This window comes from Nonomuraea fuscirosea (genome assembly GCF_003001935.1).
In the GTDB taxonomy this organism is placed as follows: domain Bacteria; phylum Actinomycetota; class Actinomycetes; order Streptosporangiales; family Streptosporangiaceae; genus Nonomuraea; species Nonomuraea fuscirosea.
On record NZ_PVNG01000001.1, the window covers coordinates 204812 to 226618 of the forward strand.

Annotated in this window: 19 protein-coding genes; 9 read left to right on the forward strand and 10 right to left on the reverse strand. The window is 72.0% G+C overall.

What is annotated here, in order from left to right; genetic code table 11:
- Positions 1–185: 185 nt before the first annotated feature.
- Positions 186–464, reverse strand: a complete 279-nt coding sequence (locus B0I32_RS00930) for a hypothetical protein (protein WP_146177994.1) — start codon at positions 462–464, stop codon at positions 186–188.
- Between the two features lie 374 nt (positions 465–838).
- Between B0I32_RS00930 and B0I32_RS00935 the strand changes: the two genes are divergently transcribed.
- A complete protein-coding gene (locus tag B0I32_RS00935; RefSeq protein WP_146177995.1) occupies positions 839–1525 on the forward strand; it encodes a hypothetical protein in 687 nt (228 codons plus the stop codon).
- Between the two features lie 11 nt (positions 1526–1536).
- On the opposite strand, the gene B0I32_RS00940 is transcribed toward B0I32_RS00935, so the two are convergent.
- Together B0I32_RS00940 and B0I32_RS00945 are read right to left on the reverse strand one after the other, a co-directional pair.
- Entirely contained in the window at positions 1537–2196 is a 660-nt protein-coding gene (locus tag B0I32_RS00940; RefSeq protein WP_106234090.1) for a potassium channel family protein, read from the reverse strand.
- Complete coding sequence (locus B0I32_RS00945; protein WP_106234091.1) at positions 2196–2861, reverse strand: potassium channel family protein; 666 nt, start codon at positions 2859–2861, stop codon at positions 2196–2198. Before B0I32_RS00945 ends, B0I32_RS00940 begins: the two co-directional genes overlap by 1 nt.
- Positions 2862–2963: 102 nt before the next feature.
- On the opposite strand from B0I32_RS00945, the gene B0I32_RS00950 reads away from it, so the two are divergent.
- Complete coding sequence (locus B0I32_RS00950) at positions 2964–5009, forward strand: APC family permease (protein ID WP_106234093.1); 2046 nt, start codon at positions 2964–2966, stop codon at positions 5007–5009.
- A gap of 22 nt (positions 5010–5031) precedes the next feature.
- Here B0I32_RS00950 and B0I32_RS00955 read toward each other — a convergent pair whose 3' ends face one another.
- The gene (locus B0I32_RS00955) at positions 5032–6669 is read right to left on the reverse strand and encodes an alpha/beta hydrolase (protein ID WP_245955447.1); all 1638 of its coding nucleotides are present in this window, start codon (positions 6667–6669) and stop codon (positions 5032–5034) included.
- Between the two features lie 87 nt (positions 6670–6756).
- Here B0I32_RS00955 and B0I32_RS00960 point away from each other — a divergent pair, with 87 nt between their 5' ends.
- The gene (locus B0I32_RS00960; protein WP_106234804.1) at positions 6757–7986 is read left to right on the forward strand and encodes a class I SAM-dependent RNA methyltransferase; all 1230 of its coding nucleotides are present in this window, start codon (positions 6757–6759) and stop codon (positions 7984–7986) included.
- 234 nt (positions 7987–8220) lie between these two features.
- Positions 8221–9111 carry a CAP domain-containing protein gene (locus B0I32_RS00965; protein ID WP_181306888.1) on the forward strand — a complete coding sequence of 297 codons (891 nt, stop codon included), beginning with the start codon at positions 8221–8223 and terminating at the stop codon, positions 9109–9111.
- A gap of 174 nt (positions 9112–9285) precedes the next feature.
- Here the strand turns inward: B0I32_RS00965 and mug are convergent, their stop codons facing one another.
- Genes mug through B0I32_RS00990 form a run of 5 tightly spaced genes read right to left on the reverse strand, consistent with a single transcriptional unit; the run spans position 9286 to position 16259 of the window.
- Positions 9286–9780 carry a G/U mismatch-specific DNA glycosylase gene (mug, locus tag B0I32_RS00970; protein WP_106234098.1) on the reverse strand — a complete coding sequence of 165 codons (495 nt, stop codon included), beginning with the start codon at positions 9778–9780 and terminating at the stop codon, positions 9286–9288.
- A 10-nt stretch (positions 9781–9790) separates the two neighbouring features.
- The gene (locus B0I32_RS00975; RefSeq protein ID WP_106234100.1) at positions 9791–11191 is read right to left on the reverse strand and encodes a sugar porter family MFS transporter; all 1401 of its coding nucleotides are present in this window, start codon (positions 11189–11191) and stop codon (positions 9791–9793) included.
- A 57-nt stretch (positions 11192–11248) separates the two neighbouring features.
- Positions 11249–13720, reverse strand: coding sequence for a polynucleotide kinase-phosphatase (locus B0I32_RS00980; RefSeq protein WP_106234102.1), 2472 nt, complete (start codon positions 13718–13720; stop codon positions 11249–11251).
- Positions 13704–15302 (reverse strand): 3' terminal RNA ribose 2'-O-methyltransferase Hen1, encoded by a 1599-nt coding sequence (locus B0I32_RS00985; protein WP_106234103.1) that lies wholly within the window; start codon positions 15300–15302, stop codon positions 13704–13706. The genes B0I32_RS00980 and B0I32_RS00985 overlap by 17 nt, the downstream gene beginning before the upstream one ends.
- Before the next feature lie 42 nt (positions 15303–15344).
- Positions 15345–16259, reverse strand: coding sequence for an LLM class F420-dependent oxidoreductase (locus B0I32_RS00990; protein ID WP_106234105.1), 915 nt, complete (start codon positions 16257–16259; stop codon positions 15345–15347).
- A gap of 122 nt (positions 16260–16381) precedes the next feature.
- Here B0I32_RS00990 and B0I32_RS00995 point away from each other — a divergent pair, with 122 nt between their 5' ends.
- Genes B0I32_RS00995 through B0I32_RS01015 form a run of 5 tightly spaced genes read left to right on the forward strand, consistent with a single transcriptional unit; the run spans position 16382 to position 21283 of the window.
- On the forward strand, positions 16382–17398 hold the full coding sequence (locus tag B0I32_RS00995) for a glycoside hydrolase family 18 protein (RefSeq protein ID WP_106234106.1): 1017 nt from the start codon (positions 16382–16384) through the stop codon (positions 17396–17398).
- A 44-nt stretch (positions 17399–17442) separates the two neighbouring features.
- Positions 17443–18567 carry a sensor histidine kinase gene (locus B0I32_RS01000; RefSeq protein WP_106234108.1) on the forward strand — a complete coding sequence of 375 codons (1125 nt, stop codon included), beginning with the start codon at positions 17443–17445 and terminating at the stop codon, positions 18565–18567.
- Positions 18564–19676, forward strand: coding sequence for a sensor histidine kinase (locus B0I32_RS01005; protein WP_106234110.1), 1113 nt, complete (start codon positions 18564–18566; stop codon positions 19674–19676). The genes B0I32_RS01000 and B0I32_RS01005 overlap by 4 nt, the downstream gene beginning before the upstream one ends.
- Positions 19673–20272 carry a response regulator transcription factor gene (locus B0I32_RS01010; RefSeq protein WP_106234111.1) on the forward strand — a complete coding sequence of 200 codons (600 nt, stop codon included), beginning with the start codon at positions 19673–19675 and terminating at the stop codon, positions 20270–20272. The genes B0I32_RS01005 and B0I32_RS01010 overlap by 4 nt, the downstream gene beginning before the upstream one ends.
- 51 nt (positions 20273–20323) lie before the next feature.
- Positions 20324–21283 carry a carbonic anhydrase gene (locus tag B0I32_RS01015; RefSeq protein WP_219911581.1) on the forward strand — a complete coding sequence of 320 codons (960 nt, stop codon included), beginning with the start codon at positions 20324–20326 and terminating at the stop codon, positions 21281–21283.
- Positions 21284–21338: 55 nt separating this feature from the next.
- Here the strand turns inward: B0I32_RS01015 and B0I32_RS01020 are convergent, their stop codons facing one another.
- A complete protein-coding gene (locus B0I32_RS01020; protein ID WP_106234113.1) occupies positions 21339–21803 on the reverse strand; it encodes a lamin tail domain-containing protein in 465 nt (154 codons plus the stop codon).
- Between the last annotated feature and the right edge of the window lie 4 nt (positions 21804–21807).

Genomic DNA, 21807 nt, shown 5'->3' on the forward strand with positions numbered 1-21807 from the left:
GCCATCGCCGCCTTCGCCATGACCGCCGCCGCCCTGCTGCTGGCCGCGGTCCCCGCGATCGTCGGTGACCGCCGCGGGAGCCTGCGGATCTGACCGGACCGGACACCGCCGCGGGAGCCTGCGGGTCGGACCGGACCGGACACCGCCGCCAAGGCTCGCAGGTCTGACCGGACCGGGACGCCGGGTCAGTGGGCCTCTCCCTGAAGGATGGCGGCCCACATCTCGAACGCCTCGGACGCCCGGACCCAGGCGGTCTCCACGATCACGGTCTGGTCGCCCTCGCGCCTGGTCTGGCGGATGTGCATCAGGCCGGCCGCCGCGCACAGCTCGTACACCACCGGCTCGCCCTCGCACGTGTGCGCCTTGACCCTGACGGCGGGGTGCCTGGCCTGGACGTGATACCAGGCGATCTTCCGGACCTCCTTCTTCGGCGGTTCGGGGTGCAGTCCGTGGTACTCCTCCATGACGATGCCGACCTCCAAGGTCGTTCGGGCCGCGGGCAGGGGGATGCCGCAGGGCGTGGCGGGACGGCGGTCGGCAGGGGGAGCGGCGCCCGGCCGTGGGCCCCGCCCCGCCGACCGCTGGGGAAGCGGGGGTGCGGTGAGGATGATGAGTGATTCGTGGTCGATCAGCGACGCAGCGTCACATGGGGAATACTAGACGTTGTCGATTGCACACGTCTACTAGTCGTATCTGCTTGTATGAAGAGTAGATCCGACACAGAGAGGACGCGGACCGGGCTGTGACTACTTCGCTCGCAGTACAAAATCAATGCATCTGCTGTGTGATGCCGTCGTATACCCCTCCGGGGCACGCTGGAGGTCCGTCAGGACGTCCGGTGGAAGGGGTTGACCGCGCGATGCTGCTCATCGAGGTCTTCGTGCCGAGGAACGCGCTGAGCGAGGACGAACGCCAGGCGCTGGGGCGTGGGCTCATCGACCGGCTGATGGTCGAGGACGACAGCCACGCCATCGAGATCATCGACACCCAGCGCACGATCACCCAGGTGCTCCTGCACGAGCCGGCCACCTGGGTGCTCGGCGATCGGCCGGCGGCGGATCCCGCGGACCCGCCGCGTTACCTGGTCCGCGTGACCGTTCCCGCCTCGTGGCGCAAGGACGTGTGCGAGCACGTCGTGGGCGCCGTCACGGACGTGCTCGCCGAGACCGAACGCGCCGCGGGCCGCGATCCGGACCGGGTGCGGCGCGAACCGCACGCGATCATCCTCACGGACGGGGTCACCGAGGGCGGCATCGGGTTCTTCGGCCGGGTCATGAGCACCATGGACCTCACGGAGTTCGTCTCACGCCCCTACCGCGACGGCGCCATGTGGCGCGCTCCCGCGCCGGAAGCGCCGCCCGGCAGGGCGATCGACCCGATCTGCGGCATGGGCGTCGATCTCGACGACTCCGCCCTGACGCTCGTCCACGAGGGCACCCTGTACGGGTTCTGCCACGGCCTGTGCCGCCGGGTCTTCGCCAACGAGCACGGCCTCTCGCTCGGCAGGGAGGACCCGCCCGCCTGAGGCCGGGGCCGTCAGTGCTGGGAGAGGAGGTGGGCCAGCTCCTGCTCCACCTCCTGGTTGGCGACGAAGAGCAGTTCGTCCCCCGCCTCCAGCGGATCGTCCGCCGTCGGCACCAGCACCCGGCCCTCCCGCAGGATGGCCACGAGCGCCGAGTCGACCGGCCACGGCACCGAGCCCGCCCGCTGCCCCACCACCGGCGCGTCGTCCGCCAGCGTCAGCTCCACCAGGTTGGCCTGGCCCTGGCGGAACGTCATCAGGCGTACCAGGTCGCCGACGCTCACCGCCTCCTCGACCAGCGCACTCAGCAGGCGCGGCGTGGAGACGGCGACGTCGACGCCCCACGACTCGTTGAACAGCCACTCGTTGTTGGGGTGGTTGATCCGGGCGACCACGCGCGGCACGCCGTACTCGGTCTTGGCCAGCAGGGAGACGACCAGGTTGACCTTGTCGTCGCCGGAGGAGGCGACGACGACGTGGCAGTTGTTCAGGCCGGCCTCGTCGAGCGAGGCGATCTCGCAGGCGTCGGCCAGCAGCCACTCGGCCCGCGGCACGCTGTCGATCTTGATGGCCCGGGGGTCGACGTCGATGAGCAGGACCTCGTGGCCGTTCTCCAGCAGCTCGGCCGCGATGGAGCGGCCCACGGCGCCGGCTCCGGCGATGGCGACGCGCATCAGTCGTCCTCCTCCGGTGCCGCGGCGAGCACCTTGTTGATCCGGTCCATGTCGTTCTCGGCGGCGATGACGTGCAGCACGTCGCCCTCCTGCACCACGGTGTCGTCCGCGATGGTCACGGCCTCCCCGATGCGGTTGACGAAGGCGGCGCGCGTCCTGGCGCTCGCTTCGAGGTCGTGCACGCGGGTGCCGATCCAGGACGGGTGGACGGTGACCTCGGCCAGCACGACGGTGCCGGTGGGGTCGCGCCAGAGCGGCTCGGCGCCCTCGGGTGAGATGCGGCGCATGATCTGGTCGGCGGTCCAGCGCACGGTGGCCACGGTGGGGATGCCCAGCCGCTGGTAGACCTCGGCCCGGCGGGGGTCGTAGATGCGGGCCACCACGTTGTCGACGCCGAACGTCTCGCGGGCCACCCGGGCGGAGATGATGTTGGAGTTGTCGCCGCTGGAGACGGCCACGTAGGCGGTGGCGGACTCGATGCCGGCCTCGGTGAGCACGTCGCGATCGAAGCCCACGCCGGTCACCCGCCGACCCCGGAAACCGGCGCGCAGGCGGCGGAACGCCTGCGGGTCGCGGTCGATGATGGCGACGGAATGGCCGCTGTCTTCGAGGATGTGCGCGAGGGTCGATCCGACCCGGCCACACCCCATGATCACTATATGCATTTCCCCCCGCACTTCCGCGGTCGGCCGGTTGCTCGACACCAGTATGGACCGATGGGGGAGCGCCTCGTTTAGGACGTCGGCGTGGGGCTAGCATCTGGTTACGTGGCGAAGGTAACAGATCTTGTCAAACGCTTGCTCGTGGGGCGCGCCCTGCGCAGCGGGCAGCTCCACGAGCAACTCCTCCCCAAACGGATCGCCCTGCCGGTCTTCGCCAGCGACGCGCTCTCCTCCGTGGCCTACGCCCCGCAGGAGATCCTCATCATCCTGTCGCTCGCCGGCGTGTCCTTCTACACCTTCAGCACCTGGGTCGCGGTCGCCGTCGTGGTCGTGATGCTCACCGTGGTGGCGTCGTACCGGCAGAACGTGCACGCCTACCCCAGCGGCGGCGGCGACTACGAGGTCGCCACCACCAACCTGGGCAAGAACGCCGGGCTCACCGTCGCCAGCGCCCTCATGGTCGACTACGTGCTGACCGTCGCGGTGTCGGTCGCCAACGGCGTCGACTACGTCGGCGCCACGATCCCGTTCGTGGGCCAGCACAAGCCGGTCGTCGCCATCGCCATCGTCGTCCTGCTCACCGTGGTCAACCTGCGCGGCATCCGCGAGTCCGGCGCCGCCTTCGCCATCCCCACGTACGCGTTCATGATCTCCGTGCTGTTCCTCATCGCCTGGGGCGGCTTCCGGCTGCTGGCGCTGGGGGAGGAGATCCGGGCGCCGAGCGCCCACTTCAGCATCGCGCCCGAGCAGACCAACCTGACGGCCTTCGCCGCGGCCTTCCTGGTGCTGCGGGCGTTCTCCTCCGGGTGCGCCGCGCTGACCGGGGTCGAGGCCATCAGCAACGGCGTGCCCGCGTTCAGGAAGCCCAAGAGCAAGAACGCCGCCACCACGCTGCTCATGATGGGCCTGGTCGCGATCACCATGTTCGGCGGCATCATCGCGCTCGGCCTGGCCTCCGGGGTGAAGGTGGCCGAGCCGTCCGTGGTCGCCGAGGATCTGCTGCGGCCGGACGGCACGCCCGTCGGGCCCGGCTACTACCAGCAGCCGATCATCTCCCAGGTGGCCGACGCGGTGTTCGGGGGCGGGTCGCTGCCGTTCGTGTTCATCTCGGCGGTGACGGCGCTGATCCTCTTCCTGGCGGCCAACACGGCCTTCAACGGCTTCCCCGTGCTCGGCTCGATCCTGGCCCAGGACCGCTATCTGCCGCGCCAGCTGCACACGCGCGGCGACCGGCTGGCCTTCTCCAACGGCATCATCATCCTGGCCCTGGCCGCCTGCCTGCTGCTGTGGGGGTTCGACGCCGACGTCAGCCGGCTGCTGAACCTCTACATCGTCGGCGTCTTCGTCTCCTTCACGCTCAGCCAGACCGGCATGGTCATCCACTGGACCCGCCATCTGAAGACGGAGACCGACCCGAAGGCGCGGCACCAGATGCACCGCTCGCGCGTGATCAACTTCTTCGGCGGCGTCATGACGGGGCTGGTGCTGATCGTCGTGCTGCTGACGAAGTTCCTGGTCGGGGCGTGGATCGTGGTGATCGCGATGCCGATCCTGTTCCTCATGATGAAGGGCATCAGGCGTCACTACGACAACGTGGCGGCCGAGCTGGAGCTCACCGAGGACTACGAGCCGGCCATGCTGCCCGCGCGCAACCACGCGATCGTGCTGGTCTCGAAGATCCACAAGCCGACCATGCGCGCGCTCGCGTACGCCCGCGCCACCCGGCCCTCCACGCTGGAGGCGATCACCGTCGGCGTCGAGGGCGAGGAGGCCCGCAAGCTGCAGGAGGAGTGGGAGCGGCGCGGCATCCCGGTGCAGCTCAAGATGCTCGACTCCCCCTACCGCGAGATCACGCAGCCGATCATCGACTACGTCAAGACCCTGCGCAGGCGCTCACCGCGCGACGTGGTGACCGTCTTCATCCCCGAGTACGTGGTCGGCCACTGGTGGGAGCACCTGCTGCACAACCAGAGCGCGCTGCGGCTGAAGGCGCGGCTGCTGTTCAAGCCGGGGGTCATGGTGACCAGCGTGCCGTGGCAGCTGCACTCCTCCGACCGGCTCCTCGGCCGGCCCGAGCCGTTCGCGCCGGGGGCCGTACGCCGTCCGTGGCAGCAGACTGTCAAGGACGACGGTCAGATCAGCTCCCGCTGATCGGCCCGCCCAGGCGGTCACATCACCGCGTGCTGATCAGCGCGCGCAGGCGTCTCGTGTCGCCGGCGTTCCAGTCCGGCGGCGCGGCGACGGCGGCCCAGCCGTCCACGATGTTGGCGCCGTAGCGGTGGCCGTGTCCCGGCGGCACGTCCAGGGCGGCCGTCATGTCCACCAGCACCTGCCAGAACGTGACCAGCGGGAACCAGTTCATCTGCGGGTTGACGCCCGGACCGCGCGGGCCCTCCAGCCAGGCCGGCCTGCGGTAGATCAGCCGCGGCGACCACCACACCACGGGGTCGGAGGCGTTCTGCAGGTAGACCACGCGCGGCCGCGGCCACGGACCGCCCGGCCTGGACAGATCCGCCGGATACTGGGCGAACCTCGCCGTCCTGCCGCGCCGGTAGACGGGCCGCCAGACCGGGCTGCCGGGGTCGCGGCCGGCGGTGAGGTGACTCCAGATGGGGTTGGCGTTCGGCGGGCCCACGAAGACCGCGCCGTCCGCCCTGGACACCAGGTCACGCAGGTCGCGGAAGGACTTCTCCATCTGGAACGACCCCAGGCTCTCGCCCGACAGCAGCAGCTTCGGCCGCGACCCGGCGGGCAGCCGGGCCCACCGCTCGCGTACGGCCTCGAACAGCGCCCGCCCGGCAGCCGCCGCCTTGTCCCGGTCGACCAGGAACGACACCCAGCTCGGCAGGTACGAGTACTGCAGCGCGACCATGGCCGAGCGCCCGTTGTACAGGTACTCCAGGCTGTCGGCCATGCGCGGATCCACCCAGCCGGTGCCCGTGGTGCCCAGCACGGCCAGCACCGGGCGGCCGAAGGCCCCGGTACGTTCCAGTTCGCGCACCGCGAGCGCCGCCTGGGCCCGCGGCGAGCCGGTGCTGTCAAGCCCGATGTAAACCCGGATGGGATCGGCGGCGGGCCGCCCGGAGAAGGCGGAGAGCCGGGCCGGCGTCGCGGCGGTGCCGGTGAAGCGGCGGCCCTCCCTGCCCAGCGACTCCCAGCTGACGAGCGAGCCGGGCCCGCCCGACACGTACGCCGACACGGGCCGGCGCACGCCGGGATGGGTGCCCTCGTTGGCCACGGACGAGATGTCGCTCATCCTGGCCACGAACCCGTTGAACAGCACGTCGTTGGCCACGACCGCCACCAGCAGGCCGATGACGAGCACGCCGATGGCGTGGCCGACGTAGACGGGGACGTACCGGTCGAGCCAGGCGTTCAGCCGCCGCCCGCCCAGCCGGATCAGGCGGGCGGCCAGCAGGGCCGCGGCGAACAGCGCCATCGTCACGCCCAGGATCAGTGGCGGGAACCAGGCGATCTCCGTGTCCTTGCCCATGAGCGCCCGCAGGTCGCGCTGCCAGTCCAGGCTGTACGACAGCGTCACCACCACCAGACCCGCGCACACGCCGAGCAGGACCTGCCAGGCGATCCGCCGCCACCGCGCGGGCAGCCGGTACGGGATCACGGCCCGCCCCAGCGCCCCCAGTCCCGCCCCGGCCGCGTAGCCGAGGATGCCGGTCACCGCCCCCATGACGCCCTGGTAGAGCCAGGTGCGCGGCAGCAGCGACGGCGTCAGCGAGGCGCAGGCGAACAGCGTGGCCAGCAGCGTGCCGCCGAAGCCGAGCCGCCGCTGTACCACCCTCGACCTGTCCACGGTCACCTAGAGTAGTGGACCAAGTCGGATAAGTGGTCATAGCGGGTGGACGCTAGGGTGTCGGGTGTGGAACAGGCATCTCTCGAGCTGACGGTAGGTCCGGTCGCCCATGGCGGCTGGTGTGTGGCGCGCCACGAAGGGCGGGTGGTGTTCGTCCGGCATGCCCTGCCGGGCGAGCGGGTGATCGCCGAGGTGACCGAGGAGACCACCCGCTTCCTGCGGGCCGACGCCGTGGAGATCCTGGAGGCCTCGCCCGACCGGGTGGTGCCGCCGTGCCCGTACGCGGGGCCGGGGCGCTGCGGCGGCTGCGACTGGCAGCACGCCACCCCGGAGGCGCAGCGGCGGCTGAAGGCGCAGGTCGTGGCCGAGCAGCTGCGCCGGCTGGCGGGCATCGAGCGCGAGGTCGTGGTCGAGGAGGTGCCGGGCGCGAAGGACGGGCTCGGCTGGCGCACACGGGTGCAGTTCGCCGCCACGGCCGGGGGCGAGCTGGGCTTCCGCCGGCACCGTTCGCACGACGTCGAGGTCGTGGACGCCTGCCTGATCGCCCACCCCGAGGTCGAGGCGGTCGGCGTGGAGGAGCACCTGTGGCCGGGGGCCGCCGGGGTCGAGGTCATCGCCTCCTCGGGCGGCGACCGGGCCGTGGTGGTCGCGCCCAGGCCCCGGCGCAGCGTGACCGTGCCCGACCTGGAGGCGCCCGCCTCGATCCTGCTCGACCAGGGCAAGGGACGCACGGTGCCGCGGCGCGGCTCCGGGGTGCTGCACGAGCAGGTGGGCGACCGGGAGTTCCGGGTCGCGGGCAGCGGCTTCTGGCAGGTGCATCCGGGGGCCGCCGAGACGCTGCTGGACGCGGTGCTGGCGTACGCGGCGCCGGAGCCGGGGGAGTGGGCGCTCGACCTCTACTGCGGGGTCGGGCTGTTCGCGGCCGGGCTGGCCGAGGCCGTGGGGCCCGAGGGGGCGGTGTTCGGGCTGGAGTCGGAGGCGGCGGCCGTCCGCGACGCCCGGGCCAACCTGCGCGACCTGCCGCAGGCCACGGTCGAGCGGGGGCGCGTGGAGGAGGCGCTCGACCGCTTCCAGATCGAGCGGGCCGACCTCGTCGTGGTCGACCCGCCCAGGTCCGGGCTGGGCCGCGACGTGGTCGACCGGATCGCCTCGCTGGAGGCGCTGCGCATCGTGTACGTCTCCTGCGACCCGGCCACGCTGGCCCGCGACCTGGCCTGGCTGGGCGAGCGCGGCTACGCGCTGTCCGACCTGCGGGCCTTCGACGCCTTCCCGATGACCCATCACGTGGAGTGCGTGGCGCTGCTCGACCGCGAGTGATTCGGCTCACGTGATCGCGGCGCGACCTCGGCCCCCGTACCTCCGGTGCGGGGGCCGTTTCACGCGTGCCCGCCGGGGTTCCGGTCCATGCCCAGTGGCCTGCGCAGACGCCTCAGGCGTCACTCGGGTTTACTTCCGCCTTAGGAAAATGTCCCAGTTTTGATGACAAATCAGTATCGGTCCCGACAGAATGCGGTGCCATCCAGCGTCTACCGCAACTGGAGGAAGACCCCTATGCGTAGACCCCTTGGGGTACTCGCCGCAGCCGTCAGCCTGGCCGCGATCGCCGCACCCGTCAGTGCGGCCGAGGCCGCAGCGGCGACGGAGGCGGCCCGGTGTCGCGTCAGCGTGCTCAAGCCGAGCGTCAGCGACACCATGAAGATCCAGACTTCGGCCGCCCGCCGTGGCTGCTTCACCCCGGCGCTGCTGCGCATTCGCATCAACCGGGCCGTCCCCGGTCCCGACCGGGTCGTCAAGAGCGGCGCCACCAGGAAGGGCCGGCTCACGCTGGCGCTGCCCTGCGTCCCCGGCACCTACTACGCGACCGCCACCGACTACCGCGGCCGCACCGTCAAGTCGAGGGCCGTCAGGCTGGCCTGCACGCCGGGCAGCGGCGTACCGACGCCTTCCCCGAGCGCGACGTCGCCCGGGACCCCCGTTCCCACGCCGACCCGCACGGCGACCCCCACGCCCACCCGCACGCCCACCACCCCGCCCCCGGCCTCCGGCGGCGTCGGCTCGGCCGAGGAGAACGAGGTCGTCAGGCTGACCAACGCCGAGCGCGCCAAGGGCGGCTGCTCGGCGCTCAAGCACGACCCGCAACTGCGTGCCGCGGCCCACGGGCACTCCGCCGACATGGCGGCCAAGAACTACTTCAGCCACACCTCGCAGGACGGGCGCAGCTTCCTCGACCGGATCAAGGGCGCCGGCTTCACCGGCGGCTCCGGCTGGGCCGAGAACATCGCCGCGGGTCAGCCGAGCCCCGCCTCGGTCGTCCAGGCCTGGATGAACAGCTCCGGCCACAAGGCGAACATCATGAACTGCAAGTACAACCTCATCGGGGTCGGCGCGGTGAAGGACGGCAAGGGCAAGATCTACTGGACCCAGGACTTCGCCGCCCGCTGACGCACAGGGGACGCACGCCGCGCCCGTCCTTCATGTGGACGCGCGCGGACGGCCGGGCTCACCGGCGAGCGCGGACAGGACCCGGCGGGCGCACAACCGCCGGAACGAGGCGGCACCCTCACCCTGACCCCCGCCGGCGAGCCCGCGCCGTCACGTCAAGACCCGCCAGGTGAGTCACAGGGAGGCGCGCAGGCGGGCCATCTCCCCGGCGATCGTGGTGACCGTCCAGTGGGCGTTGAGGCCGCTCGGGTTGGGCAGCACCCAGACCCGGACCCCGCCGACCAGCTCGTCCTGCGGCCCGATGACCGACTTGGGGCGGGCGAAGGCCGTGCGGTAGGCGGAGATGCCGAGGACGGCCAGCACCTTGGGACGCACCCGCGCCACCTTCGAAGCCAGGTCCGCCCCGCCGCGCGCCAGTTCCTCCCTGGTCAGCTCCGAGGCCTTGGCGCTGGCCCGGGGCACGAGGTTGGTGATGCCCAGCCCGTACGAGGGCAAAAGGTGCTGCTCGGCCGGGGCGAGCAGGCGCGGCGTGAAGCCGGACAGGTGCAGCGCCGGCCAGAAGCGGTTGCCCGGCCGGGCGAAGTGGTGGCCGGTGGCCTCGGACATCAGGCCGGGGTTGATGCCGCAGAACAGCACGTCGGGCGAGGGGCCGAGAACGTCGTCGAGCACGTGCCGGAGACTAGCCCATGTCCTCCAGTTTGCGGCCCTTCGTCTCCTTGACCCACTTGCTCACGAAGAGGAACGACAGCAGCGCGAACAGCGCGTAGACGGCGTACGTGAGCGGCAGGTTCCACTCCGACATGGCCGGGAACGACACGGTGATCAGCCAGTTGGCGATCCACTGGGCCGCGGCCGCGACGCCCAGGGCGGCGGCGCGGATGCGGTTGGGGAACATCTCGCCGAGCAGCACCCAGACCACCACGCCCCACGACAGCGCGAAGAACAGCACGAACAGGTTCGCGGCGATGAGGGCTACGGCACCCTGCGGGCCGGGGAGGGTGACCGGCTCGCCCGCGCCCCCGGCGAAGCTGAACGCCCACGCCGCGGTGGCCAGCGAGATCGCCATGCCGGCCGAGCCGATCAGGAGCAGCGGCTTGCGTCCGATCCGGTCGACCAGCGAGATCGCGATGAACGTGCCGATGATGTTGATGATCGAGCTGGAGAAGCTGATCAGCAGCGAGTCGCTCTGGTTGATGCCGACCGACTGCCACAACACGGACGAGTAGTAGAAGATCACGTTGATGCCGACGAACTGCTGGAAGGCCGAGAGCACGATGCCGATCCACACGATCGGCAGCAGCCCCAGCGCGCTGCCGCGCAGGTCCTTCAGCCCGGGGACCCGTTCGGTGCGCAGCACGTTCTGGATCTCCGAGATGCGGGAGTCGAGGTCCACGTCGTCGCCCTCGACCTCGGCCAGCACCTGGCGCGCCTGCTGGGTCCGGCCCGCCATGATCAGGTAGCGCGGCGACTCGGGGATGTTCAGGGCGAACAGCAGATACAGCAGGGCCGGTACGACGCAGGCGCCCAGCATCCACTGCCAGGCCTCAAGGCCGAGCAGCACGTTGTTGACCTTGCCCCCGGCTAGCTGCGCGATCACATAGTTGACCAGCTGTGACACCGCGATCCCGAGCACGATGGCGAGCTGCTGGAACGATCCCAGCCGCCCCCGGTAGGCGGGCGGGGCCACCTCGGCGATGTACGCGGGCCCGAGCACCGACGCCATGCCGATCGCGAACCCCGCGACGATCCGCCAGAACGCCAGGTCCCAGACCGCGAACGGCAGCATCTGCCCGATCGAGCTGACCGCGAACAGGATCGCCGCCACCTGCATCGAGCGCGTACGCCCCCACCGGTCGGCCAGCCCGCCCCCGACCCAGGCGCCCAGGGCCGAGCCCAGCAGCGCGATGGCCACCACGAACCCGATCTCGACCGCGCCCACCCGGAAGTGCTGCTGGATGCCGACCACCGCGCCGTTGATCACGGAACTGTCGTAGCCGAACAGGAACCCGCCGATCGCGGCCGCCGCCGTGATGAACACGACGTGGCCGAGATGCTCGTTATGGGTGTACTGAGTAGCCATGCCGGTCCTTCCCCTGAATGGTCGGGGAACTACCCTGCGATCACCCTCGTATTCCCGTCACAAGCGCGGGTCGACCGGCTCCGATTCCAGCGCCAGCACGGCGAAGACCGGTTCGTGCACCCGCCAGCCCGCCTCGCCGTCCGCCAGCCGGGTCAGCGCCTCCAGGCCGAGCGCGTACTCGCGCAGCGCCAGGGAGCGCTTCTTGCCGAGGAAACGCCGGCGCAGCACGTCGAGCGACTCCGTGTAGTCGGGGCCGTAGATGATGCGCAGGTATTCGCGCCCGCGCACCTTCACCCCCGGCTGCACCCGGCCGGGCGTGGGCACGGCGGGTTTGACCACCATGCCCTCGCCGCCGGCCGCCGTCAGCTCCTCCCACCAGGCGGTCGCCTCCGCCCGCGACTCGGGGGAGCCGAGGGTGACGAAGACGTGCCGGGTCGGGGTGATCAGCGGCGAGTCGAGCAGCGCCAGCGTGGACAGGTGCCAGGCGTGCGGCTCCAGCGCCGTGGCCCGCCCTTCGCAGGCCAGGATCTGGAACGGCGCCACCCGGATCCCCTCCAGGCCGTCGACCGGCCAGCAGTAACGCGCGTAGGCGTCGCGGAACAGGGCAGCGTTGGAGGACCGGCGCCGGGTGCGGTCGAGCAGCTCGCTCACACCCAGGCCGCGCCCGGCCGCCGCCTCCAGCGCCGCGACCGCCTCGGGCAGCGCGGCGCGGGCGGCCGCCCCGACGGAGGCGTACTGCGACCTGATCAGCTCGCCCGCCTTCGCCGACCAGGGCAGCAGCTCGCAGTCGAGCACCACCCAGTCGGAGCCCAGCTCCGCCCAGAGCGGCTCGCACGCCTCGCGCAGCCGCTCGACCAGCGGCCCGGTGTCGGCGAAGAACGGCCGCCCGGTACGGGTGTAGAGGGCGCCCGTGCTCCCGTCGGCCACCCCGAACCTGTCACGCGCCACCTCCGGGGTGCGGCACAGCACGGCCACGGCCCGCGAGCCCATGTGCTTCTCCTCGCACACGACCTCGCCCACCCCGGCGGCGGAGAGCTCCTCGAACGCCTCGTGCGGGTGCTCCAGGTAGTCGTCGAGCCGGGAGGTCTCCGGCGGGGCCATGGTCGGCGGCAGGTAGACCAGCCAGCGCGGGTCCACCGCGAAGCGGCTCATGACCTCCAGCGCGGCGGCGGAGTTCTGCTCCATGACCTTGACCGTGGCGCCGAACCGGGTCTCCACGTGCCGGGTGCCGATCACGTCGCCGATGTCGAGCATGCCGGGGTCGCGAGTCGCGTCGCCGAGCGGCTTGGCCGGCTCGTACCACACCTTCTCGGCGGGAACCTGGACGATCTCGCGCTCCGGGTAGCGCAGCGCGGTCAGGTGGCCGCCGAACACGGCGCCGGTGTCGAGGCAGATCGTGTTGTTGACCCACTCCGGCCTGGTCGTGGGCGTGTGCCCGTAGACGACCATGGCCCGGCCCCGGTATTCGTCGGCCCACGGGTAGCGCACCGGCAGGCCGTACTCGTCGGTCTCGCCGGTCGTGTCGCCGTACAGGGCGAACGCGCGCACCCGGCCGGAGGCGCGGCCGTGGTAGGCCTCCTTCAGGCCCGCGTGCGCGACCACCAGCCGGCCGCCGTCCAGCCGGTAGTGGCTGAGCAGGCCGTCCATGAACGTCCTGGCCCGCTCCACGAACTCGGGCGGCTGCGCGGCGAGCTGGTCGAGCGACTCCCGCAACCCGTGCGTGACGTTGACCTTGCGGCCGTTGAGCGCGCGCACCAGCTTCTGCTCGTGGTTGCCCGACACGCAGATCGCGGTGCCGGCCTCGACCATGTCCATGACCAGGCGCAGCACGCCCGGCGAGTCGGGGCCCCGGTCCACCAGATCGCCGACGAACACGGCCGTGCGGCCCGCAGGATGGCGCGGCAGCGGCCCGTCGAAGCGCCAGCCCAGCTCGCGCAGCAGCGTCTCCAGCTCCGAGCGGCAGCCGTGCACGTCGCCGATGATGTCGAACGGGCCGGTCAGCTCCGTCCGGTCGGACCACGCCTTCTCGTACGTGATCACCGCCTGGTCGATCTCCTCGGGGCCCCGCAGCACGTGCACCCGGCGGAACCCGTCCCGCTGGATCTTGCCGAGCGAGCGGCGCAGGTCCTTGCGCTGCCTGATCACCACGCCGCGGCCGAAGTCGCGGTCGGGACGGCCGGCGTTGCGCTCGATCGCCACCTCCTCGGGCACGTCGAGGACGATCGCGTCGGCCAGCACGTCGTGGCTCCTGGCCAGGTCGATGAGGCTCTTGCGGGCCTGGTACTGGACGTTGGTCGCGTCGACCACCGTGAACAGGCCCCTGGCCAGGCGCACGCCGACGATGTGGTGCAGCAGGTCGAACGCCGCCGGGGTGGCCGACTGGTCGTTGACGTCGTCGGAGACCAGGCCGCGGCAGTAGTCGGAGGAGATGATCTGGGTGGGCTTGAAGTGCCTGCTCGCGAACGTGGACTTGCCGCTGCCGGACACGCCGACGAGCACCACGAGGGAGAGCTCAGGAACGCTGATCACGGGTGAACACTCCCATCTGGGTGGGCGGGCCGACCTCGGGGTCGTCGTCGCCGACCGGTTCGAGGGCGACCTGGTAGCCGTACCGGTCCGCGACCCGGGCGGCCCAGGCGGCGAACTCGGCCCTGGTCCACTCGAAGCGGTGGTCGGGGTGGCGCAGGCCGGTCAGGAACTCGTAGCGGACGTTGTGCTCGATGTTGGGGGTGGTGACGATCACGTGCAGAGGTTTGGCGCGGCCGAACACGACCCGTTCGAGCGCGGGCAGGCGCGGCGGGTCGACGTGCTCGATCACCTCCATCAGGACGGCGGCGTCGTAGCCGGTCATCCGTTTGTCGGCGTACGTGAGCGCGCCCTGGAAGAGCGTGAGCCGGGCGCGCTTGGCGTCCGGCATGCGCTCCAGGCGCAGCTTGCGGGCGGCGATGGTGAGCGCCATCGGCGAGACGTCCATGCCGCTGACCTTGGTGAACCTGGGCCGGGACAGCAGCGCGCCGACCAGCTCGCCCTGGCCGCAGCCGAGGTCGATCACCCTGGACGCGCCGAGCTCCTCCAGCTTGGCCAGCACGGCCTCGCGCCGCTTGAGGTTGAGCGGCTTCGGCCTGGCCCCGGTCTCACCTTCCTCCCCGGCGGCGGCCCCGGCTTCCTCCCCGGCGGCGGCCCCGGCTTCCTCCCCGGCGGTGGCCCCGGCTTCCGGTACGGCGGTCTCCGCACTCCCGGACCCGGCCCGCGCGGCGGCGGTGTCGGCGTCCGTGGCGGCGGCTTCGGCTTCGGCGGCGGCCGCCTCGTCGGAGGCGGTGGCTCCGGCCGGGGCGTCCTCCTCGACCGCGGGCTCCAGCTCCTCCTCCGTCTCGTCGCCCAGCTCGGCCAGCCGCGACAGCGCCGTACGCGCGAGGGCCCAGCGCCGGCCGAGGTAGCGCCGGGAGATCAGGCCGCGCTCGGGATGGCCGTGCAGCCACCCCTCGCCCGCCCTGATCAGCTTGTCGACCTCGTCCTGCGCGATCCAGTAGTGCTTGGCGTCGTCGAGGACCGGCAGCAGCACATAGAGGTGGTTGAGCGCGTCGGACAGAAGCGCGGTGCCGCGCAGGCTAAGCCCGACATAGCGGGATTCGCCCCATTCGGGGAAGCCCTCGTCCAGCGGCACGGGCCGGGCTTCCACCTCCCAGCCGAGCGGCTCGAACAGCCGCCGCGCCAGATCGGGGCCGCCCCGGCAGGGCAGCGCGGGCAGGCGCAGCTCCAGCGGCAGCGGCCTGCCGGGCAGCTCGGGCCGGGCCTTGCAGCGGCCCGCCCGAGCCGTCCTGAACACGTCGGCCAGCGCCACGGACAGCAGCGAGGAGGCCGCGTAGGGGCGGTCGTTGACGTACTGCGACAGGGTGAAGTCGGGCGAGTTCTTGCCGCGCGACCTGACCAGCGCGATCGGGTCGACCTCCAGCATGAGCGCGGCCGTGCAGCGCTCGTCGCCCGCCTCGGGGTAGAACACCGTGGCCGTGCCGAACGACTGGCCGAACTCCTGCACGCGCTCGGGATGCTTGTGCAGGAGGAATCCGAGGTCGGTCGCGGGCCTGGCGGTGGTCGTGATCGTCAGCAGCACGGGCCAAGTCTGCCGTAATGCCACGAAGTGTCCAACCGATTACTACAGGTGCGCGAGCACCTCGGCGGCGATCAGCTCCAGGTGCTCCATGTCGCCCAGGTCGAGAATCTGCAGGTAGACCCGCTCCGCTCCGAGCTCGGCGAACTTCCCGATCTTCTCCAGCACCTCGGCGGGCGTGCCCGCCAGGCCGCTCTCGCGCAGCCGGCCCGCGTCCTCGCCGATGGCGGCGGCCCGCCGCTCGACCTCCGCGTCGTCGGCCCCGACCACGGTGGTCTGCGCCACCGACAGCGTCAGCGTGCGCCCGGTGCTCTCGCACGCCGCGCGCACCCGGTCGAACGCCGCGCCGGTGTCGGCCAGGCCGTGGAACGGCAGGTTGTACTCGTCCGCGTACGTGGCCGCCAGCCGGGGCGTGCGCTTGGCCCCGAACCCCCCGATGATGATCGGCGGGCGCGGCGACTGCGCCGGCTTGGGCAGCGCGGGCGAGTCGGCCAGCCGGTAGTACCTGCCCTCGAAGGAGTAGTGCTTCTCCGCCGTCCACAGCCCGGTGATGATCTCCAGCTGCTCCTCGAACCGGCCGAACCGCTCGCCCACCGGCGGGAACGGGATGCCGTACGCCGCGTGCTCGGCGTCGAACCAGCCGGTGCCGAGGCCCAGCTCCACCCGGCCGCCGCTCATCCGGTCCACCCCGGCCACGCTGATCGCCAGCGGTCCGGGCAGCCGGAACGTGGCCGGCGTCACCAGCGTGCCCAGGCGGATCCTGGACGTCTCGCGGGCCAGGCCGGCCAGGGTGATCCAGGCGTCCGACGAGCCGGCGCCGGGGTCGCCGGCGCCGATGCGCGCATAGTGGTCAGAACGGAAGAAAGCGTCGAAACCCAGCCGTTCGGTGGCCTGGGCGACGGAGAGCAGGTCGTCGTACGTGGCGCCCTGCTGAGGTTCGGTGAAGATCCGCAACTTCATGTGCACATTATCCGCACACAACGGACGCGTACCGGAAAAGCCCCACGCGTCGCCACGCGGGGTTGCTAGCGTTCCACCCGCCAGCGCCGTTCCGTAGCCGATCGACCACCTGGGGTGGCCACATGTCTCGGCACAAGAGGGAGCCGGGCACGCTCCCCCGCCCGCTCGCCCTGCTCGGGGCCCTTCTGCTCGCCACCGCCACCGCCGTGGCGATCAGGATGCTCCCGGCGGGCGCGGCCTCGCCGTCCCGCCCGCCCGCCGCGCGCCCACCTGCCACGCCGGCGCCGTTACCGGCCCAGGCCGACGAGCCTCCCGCCGCGTTCGTGGGGTTCGTCGGCTTTGTGGACCTGACCAGGCAGCCCGCGTTCGACCTGCCCGCCGAGTCCCGCCGCACCGGGGTCCGCCGGTACGCGCTCGGCCACCTCGTCGCCGGCGGCGACGGCTGCACGCCCCGCTGGAGCGGCGCGGCCGGCCCGCGCACGAGCCCGATGGCGGGCCGGATCGCCAGGCTGAGGGCCATGGGCGGCGACGCGGCCCCCGTGCTCGGCGGCCCGGAGGGCCGCGAACTGGCCGCCACCTGCACCAGGCCGGGCGGGCTGAGCGCCGCCTACCGCCGGGTGGTCGGCGCCTTCGACGCCGCCGAGATCGTCTTCGAGGTCCGCGACAGCGCCGACAGGGCCGCCGTGCTGCGCCGGGCCCGCGCCATCCAGGCCGTGCAGCGCGAACGGCGGCTCCGGGTCAGCTTCACGCTGCCGCTGCGGCACGACGGGCTCACCCCCGGCGACGTCGCCATGTTGCGCGCCACCCGCCAGGCCGGCGCGGAGGTCGCCATCGTCAACCTGCTGGCCCCGATCGAGCCGCGCACCGCCCGGGGCGCCCGCCTGGGCCGCGTGGCCACCGCGGTACGGGCGGCCGGCGCGCAGATCGCGCGGGCCCAGGGCCTGGCGGAGCCCGGTCACGCCTGGCCGCGCATCGCGCTGACACCCGTGCTGGCGGGCCGGGCCGACTTGAGCGAACTCGACGCCCGCAAGCTGGCCGCCTACGCCACCCACCACGGGCTGGCCTGGCTCTCGCTGCGCGGGGTCACCCCGGATCCGGACGTGTCACGCATTCTTTGGCGTACCTCGTCCTATAGATAGGATTCCGCTGACCGGGAAGGATTCAGGCGGCGGGGGAGGGCGTGATGGCGACACGTCCGGAGACCGCGAAGAAGCTCCTGCTGTACTGGATGGACGCCTCGATGGCGTTGGTGTTCCTCATGTACACGACCTGGAGCGTCCTGGCGACCGTCCAGGGAGAGCTGCCGCCGCTGAGGACGGCGTTCGCCATCCTCCTGCTGGCCGGCTTCTTCGCCCTCTTCCCCCTCCTGATGCGGCGGGCCTTCGAGCACCGGCCCAAGCCGTCGCCGTTGCTGCTGGTCAGTGCGGCGTGCGCGTTCGGCCTGGTGCCGCTGCTGCCGCACACGGGCGACATGACGACGACGTGGGTGGACGTGCCGCTGCTGTGGGTGACGCTGGCCGCGCTCTATCTGCGGCCGTGGCCGACGGCGCTGCTCGCGGTGACCGTGGTCCTGCTCATGTCCTCCTACGTCGCGCAGAGCCGGCAGGCGTGGCCGGGCGTGCTGGCCGTCGAGGTCTTCAACTGCACGATCATGGTCCTCGGCATGCTGGTGTGGCGCTGGCTCTGGTGGGTGATCAGGGACGCGCACAAGAGCCGGGAGGCCAGGGCCAGGCTGGCCGTGGCCGAAGAGCGGCTGCGCTTCGCCCGTGACCTGCACGACCTGCTCGGGCGCAGCCTGTCGGTCATCACGCTGAAGAGCGAACTGGCCGCCAAGCTCGCCACCAAGGACGCCGCCGAGGCTGTCGACCGCGCCGCGGCCGAGATGGCCATGGTGCGCAGGCTGGCCGGCCGGTCGCTGTTCGAGGTGCAGCAGGCGGTGCACGACTACCAGACGCTCGACCTGGAGGAGGAGCTCGCGAGCGTGCGCACCGCGCTGGAGGCGGCGGGCGCGAGCTGCGTGATCGAGACCCGGCTCGACGACCTGTCGCCGGACGCCAGGACGCTGCTGGCGTGGGCGGTGCGCGAGGGCGGCACGAACGTCCTCAAGCACAGCGCGGCCACGCGGTGCGCGATCAGGATCGACGGAGGCGTGCTGGAGATGGTCAACGACGGAGTGGGGGAGCGGCCCGCCACGCCCGGCAACGGCCTGCGCGGCCTGTCCGAGCGGCTGGTCACGGCCGGCGGCTCGTTCTCCGCCGAACCCACGCGGGACGGGGAGTTCCTGCTGCGCGCGGCGGTGCCGGCGTGAAGGCGTGGGACCGGATCAGGAACCCGTCCAAGCTGACCAGGGTCCGCTGGCTGATCGTCTACTGCACGGACGTCATCCTGATCTTCCCCCTGGTCGGCTACTACGGCTTCTACCTCAACTGGCAGCAGGGCACGCCGCCGCTCGCGGTGCTGGCCGGCGTCGCCGTGCTGCTCGCCTTCAACGTGCTCAGCACCCGGCCGTTCCGGGTCGCGGTGCAGGGCGGCAGGCGGCCCACCGCCGTGCTGGCGGTCAGCGGGGTGCTCGCGCTGGTGCTGCTGACCGTCTTCGCGCAGATCTGGGCGATCCCCACCTGGGTGGCGCTGCTCGCGCCCTTCGTCCGCAAGCGCGTGACCCTCGTCGTGGCGCTCGCCTCGATCGCGGTGGCCAACCTGTTCGTGTGGTGGATCGGCGGGTGGATCATCTCCCTGCTGATGCTGGTCCAGGCCGTGCTCACCGCGATCTGCCTGGCCGTGGTGTGGGCCAACCTGGCGCTCTGGCGCCTGACCACCGAGGCGCACGAGGGTGAGGAGGCGCTGGCCAGGCTGGCGGTCTCGGAGGAGCGGCTGCGCTTCGCCCGCGACCTGAACGACCTGCTCGGCCAGAGCCTCACCGACGTCGCCCAGCGGACCGAGCGGGCGGAAAGGGCGCTCGCCACCGACCGCGAGGCGGCCGCGGCCGAGATGTTCGAGGTGCGCGACCTGGCCAGGCGGTCCCTGCGCGAGGTGCGCGCCGTCGTGCAGAACTACCGGGCCATCGACCTGGACGAGGTCCTGGCCAGCGTACGCGCGGTGCTGGAGGCGGCCGACGTGCGCTGCACCGTGCGCGCCGACACCGGCGAACTGCCGCCGGAGACGCGGACGCTGCTGGCCACCGTCGTCCGCGAGGGCGTGACCAACGTCCTCAAGCACAGCAGGGCAGAACGCTGCACGATCACGATCGAGGATGGGGTGCTGGAGATGTCGAACGACGGCGTGAGCGGGCCCGCGGGCGAACACGCGCCCAACGGCCTGGCCGGGCTGGCGCAGCGGATACGCGCGGCGGGCGGCACCCTGGAGGCCGAGCCGACCGCGGACGGCCGCTACCGGCTCAGGGCGGCGGTGCCGGCATGATCACGCGCGTGCTGCTGGCCGACGACGAGCACCTGATCCGCGGGGCCATCGCCGCCCTGCTCGACCTGGAGGACGGCATCGAGGTCGTGGCCCAGGTGGGCCGGGGCGACGAGGTCGTGGCCGCCGTCGCGGAACACCGGCCCGACGTGGCCGTGCTCGACATCGAGATGCCGGGCATGGACGGGCTCAGCGCGGCCGAGCGGATCAGCTCCCAGTGCAAGATTGTCATCCTGACGAGCCTGGGCCGTCCCGGTTATCTGCGCCGGGCCATGGCGGCGGGCGTCAGCGGCTTCCTCGGCAAGGACGCCTCGGCGGAGGAGCTGGCGATGGCCATCCGCAAGGTCCAGGCGGGCGGCCGCTACCTGGACGCGGAGCTGGCCGCCGCCGCGATGGCGGCCGGCGACAGCCCGCTGACCGAGCGCGAGCGCGACGCGCTGCGCCTGGCCGGCGACGGGGCCGCGATCTCCAGGATCGCCGCCGAGCTGCACCTGACCGAGGGCACCGTGCGCAACTACCTGTCCAGCGCCATGACCAAGCTCAACGCCCAGAACCGGCTGGAGGCCATTCGCACGGCCCAGCGCATGGGCTGGCTCTGACGTCCTCTCCAGCTCACCGCGGGCGCGGCGCCGGCCGCCGCGCTCATGGCGGTGACCGGGCCGGCCCAGGCCACCACCAACGTGAGCGTGCCGGGCGGGGTGCCGCAGATCGTCTCGGGCGCCGCGTCCGACGGCATCTCGGTCGCGCAGGCAGGGCACCGGCTGATCGTCCAGAACAACGGGGACGTGGTCGTGCCGGCCGCTCCCTGCGTGGCGGTCAGCAAGAACCAGTCGGTCTGCCCGGCCGCCGGCGTCACCCTCATCGATGAGGCACCCCGGCGATCAAGGCCCTATTTGGTATACGGCATACTGGATCCCATGTCTGAGAAGATCGTTGACCGCCGGGCAGTACTGCTCGCCGCTGGACTGGTCGCCGGAGGGGTCCTGTTAGACGGCGGGCCGGCGCGCGGCCTCGCACGACCCTCCGCGCGCCGGCCCGCCACCCCCGACGAGGCGTGGGCGAAGCTGCGCGAGGGCAACCGCCGCTGGGCCGCCGACGCCTCCACCCACCCCCACCAGGACCTCGGCCGGCGCGCGGAGGCCGCCAGGAAGCAGGAACCGTACGCGGTGGTCGTCTCCTGCATCGACTCCCGCGTCCCCCCGGAGATCGTCTTCGACGTGGGGATCGGTGACATCCTCACCGTACGCAGCGCCGCCCAGACCATCGACCCCCTCGTCGCCGGCGCCGTCGAGTACGGCCCCGCCGAACTGGACACGCCTCTGATCATGGTGCTCGGCCACCAGCGCTGCGGCGCGGTCACCGCCGCCGCCCATGCCCTCAAGAAGGGCGCCAAGCTTCCCGGCCACCTGCAACGCATCGTCGACGACCTGCGACCGGCCTATGAGCGCGCCCGCGGAGACGTGGACCGGATGATCCGGATCAACACCACCATGGTCGTGGCCGACCTCAAGGCCGGCGAACTGCTCGCCCCGCGCGTCGCCCGCCGGAAACTCAAGATCGTGGGCGGGTACTACTCGCTCGACACCGGCAAGGTCACCCGGTTGGTGTGACCGCCTCGCCGCAGCCGGCCGCCGCCCGTGGAAAGTCCCGCGGGCGGCGGTGTGGTCAGCAGCCGACGGAGGCGGACCCGGTGCTGGCCTTGTAGGAGCACGAGTCGACGAGCCTGCCCTTGGGGTCGCGGACGTAGGCGGTGTCCTGGTCGTTGTTCCACACGTACCGGTCGCGGTTCCAGTGCACGATGCGGCCGCCCGGGCCGCTCCCGTCCGTGCCCCGGCCGGAGCGGAGGGTGATCCGCTTCCTGGCCTTCAGAACGACGCCGGCCATGAACGTGTAGGTGGAACCCGTCTTGTCCCGCACGCTCCACCCCTTGAGCTTCAGTGTCCTCTTGGTGGTGTTGAGCAGGGTGACGTACTCGGCGTTCAGCGAGCCGGTGGAGCGGCTGTCGGCCCCCGGGGAGTCGTAGAAGATCTCAGCGATCTTCAGGCGGGGGGCCGCGGCCTGGGCGGGCGCGGCGCCGAGCGTCGCCATCGCCACGAGCGTGGCGACGGCTGTGGGGACAAGTCTCACCATTGAG